The 2,728-nt window shown below is 73.3% G+C and carries 3 protein-coding genes; 2 read left to right on the top strand and 1 reads right to left on the bottom strand.

Features of this window, described 5'->3' with window-relative positions; genetic code table 11:
* Nucleotides 1-34: 34 nt before the first annotated feature.
* Nucleotides 35-1,267 (bottom strand): serine hydrolase domain-containing protein, encoded by a 1,233-nt coding sequence (locus ACWEVO_RS34495; protein WP_452311605.1) that lies wholly within the window; start codon nucleotides 1,265-1,267, stop codon nucleotides 35-37.
* Nucleotides 1,268-1,332: 65 nt separating this feature from the next.
* Here ACWEVO_RS34495 and ACWEVO_RS34490 point away from each other — a divergent pair, with 65 nt between their 5' ends.
* Entirely contained in the window at nucleotides 1,333-1,926 is a 594-nt protein-coding gene (locus ACWEVO_RS34490) for a pentapeptide repeat-containing protein (protein WP_452311604.1), read from the top strand.
* Nucleotides 1,927-1,980: 54 nt separating this feature from the next.
* Entirely contained in the window at nucleotides 1,981-2,433 is a 453-nt protein-coding gene (locus tag ACWEVO_RS34485) for a pyridoxamine 5'-phosphate oxidase family protein (RefSeq protein ID WP_452311603.1), read from the top strand.
* Nucleotides 2,434-2,728 lie beyond the last annotated feature (295 nt).

Raw genomic sequence — 2,728 nt, 5'->3', positions numbered from 1 at the left:
GCCGCCACCCGGGCGGCGCGCCCGCACCCGCGCTTCAGTCGACCAGCGCGGAGTAGACGAGCTGGCGCAGCTGCGAGCGCAGCGGGTGGGTGCTCGACGGCATGAGTTGGGTGAACAGCAGGGCGGTGACCTCCTCCACCGGGTCCACCCAGAACGCGGTGCTGGCCAGGCCGCCCCAGTAGTACTCGCCCACGCTGCTCGGCACCCGGGACGGCACCGGGTCCAGCACCACGGCGAAGCCGAGCCCGAAGCCGATGCCGTCGAGGATCGTCTCGGCGAACCCGCCCGGCGAGAACGAGGCCAGGTCCCGGTTGCCGGGCAGGTGGTTGCGGGTCATGAAGCGCAGCGTCCGGGGGCCCAGCAGGCGGACCCCGTCCAGCTCGCCGCCGCGCAGCAGGAACTGGGTGAAGCGGTGGTAGTCGGCGGCGGTGGAAACCAGGCCGCCGCCGCCGGAGAACCAGCTCGGCTCGGCCAGCGCGGCCCGGCCGATGCCGTCGGCCCGGATCGCCGCGCCGGTGGCCGGGTGCGGGGTGTAGAGCGCGGCCAGCCGCTTGGCCTCCGGCTCGTCGACCCGCCACCGGGTGTCGGTCATGCCGAGCGGGCGCAGGATCCGCTCGGTGAAGAAGGCGTCCAGGCTCTGCCCGGACACCACCTCGACCAGCCGGCCCAGCACGTCGGTGGAGACGCCGTAGTTCCAGCTCGTGCCCGGCTGGAAGAGCAGCGGCAGCTGCGCCAGCCCGGCCGAGGCCGCGGCCAGGTCCGCGCCGGGCGGCACGCCCAGGTCGAAGCCCGCCTTGCGGTACAGGCCGTCGACCACGGAGACCTGGGCGAAGCCGTACGTCAGGCCGGCGGTGTGGGTGAGCAGGTGCCAGACCCGGATCGGCTCGACCGCCGGCACCGTGTACGGCTTGAGCACCGAGCCCTTGTCGTAGACCCGGACGTCGGCGAACTCCGGCAGCCAGCGGCTGATCGGGTCGTTCAGCTCGAACCGGCCCTCCTCCCACAGCATCATCGCCGCGACCGAGGTGATCGGCTTGGTCATCGAGTAGATGCGCCAGAGGGTGTCCGCCTCGACCGGCGTGCCGGCCTCCCGGTCCCGCAGCCCGTACGTCGAGGAGTGGGCGACCTCGCCCCGGCGGGTCACCACGATCTGCCAGCCGGCGAGCCGGCCGTCGTCGACGTACCTGCCGAAGTGCTCGTCGATCCGCGCCAGTCGGGTGGGGTCGAAGCCGATGTCAGCGGGGTCCGTGCTCACTGCGAGGTTCACGGGCCGACGCTACCGCCCGGTAGCCGGAGCGGGAAGTGTCGGCCGCCCCCACTAATCTCAGCCACATGCCGGAGACCGTCGAGGACGTCACCTACCGCCACGAGGACTGGTACGCCGAGGAGTTGGTCGACCGGCACTTCGTCCGGTGCGAGTTCTTCCACGTCGACCTCACCGAGGCGGTGAGCCAGGGGGCGAGCTTCACCGAGTGCGTCTTCGGCAACGTGGCCTTCAACGCCTCCCGGCACACCGACACCGCGTTCAACCGCTGCACCTTCAAGCGGTGCAACCTCTTCGAGGCCGAGTTCACCGGCTGCAAGCTGGTCGGCAGCACCTTCGACCAGTGCGACCTGCGCCCGCTGCGGATCGACGGCGGCGACTGGTCGTTCGTGGCGCTGCCCGGCGCCGACCTGCGCGGGGTGCGGATCACCGACGTCCGGATGCGCGAGGTCGACCTGACCGGCGCGGACCTGACCGGCGCCACCGTCACCGGCGTCGACCTGTCCGGGGCGCAGTGGCACGCCGCCAAGCTGATCCGGGCCGACCTGCGGGGCAGCGACCTGACCGCGCTGGACCCGACGGCCGTCGAGCGGACCGGCGCGATCGTCGACGCGGAGCAGGCCGTCGTGCTGGCCCAGGCGCTCGGCTTCGAGATCCGCTGACCCGCGGCCGAAAGGCGCCGCACGCTGTCAGGTTTTCCTGCCACGCTGACCGGCATGACATGGTGGCCCGACCTGGTGGCGTCCGAACCCGATTTCGCCGCGCGCGTGCGCGCCCGCTTCGCGGTCCGCAAGCACGGCACGATGGCGACCCTGCGGCGGGACGGCTCGCCCCGGATCAGCGGTACGGAGTTCGACTTCGACACCGACGGCCAGCTCCGGCTGGGCAGCATGGCGGGCGCGCGCAAGGCGCTCGACCTGCGGCGCGATCCCCGGGTGGCGCTGCACTGCCCGACCGAGGACGCCCCCGAGGACGATCCGGCGTCCTGGGAGGGCGACGCGAAGATCGCCGGCCGGGCGCATGAGGAGCCGCCGGGGGAGGACGGCTCGCACCGGTTCCGGATCGAGCTGACCGAGGTGGTGCTGACCCGGGTCGGCGACCCGCCGGACCACCTGGTGATCGAGACCTGGCATCCCGACCGGGGGCTGGAGCGGCGACAACGGCGGTGAACGCACCTCCCACTGTCGGGAAAATGCCTCGCGTCGACAGCTTCGCCGAGCTCGGGACGTGTGTCATTCTCCCTGCGGCGGCCCACGGGGCGACCGCTGGTGCCGGTGGCCGAGGGAGGGTCGTGGCTGAGGACGAACTCACGCAGACCGGTATCCGGGTCGGGGGGTGGCTTCCCGCCGTACCGGCCGAGCCGGGTGCCGCGCCGCGACCGCCGGCCGTGCCGCGCCGGCTGCCCGCCGCCCCCGACGCCGGGGTCGAGCCCGGGGCGGCGGAGGCGGGGCCGGCCGATCCGGC

The organism is Micromonospora sp. NPDC003776 (assembly GCF_053605645.1).
Note: the sequence above shows the minus strand (reverse complement) of the source record. Positions and strands in the feature narration are given on the sequence as shown.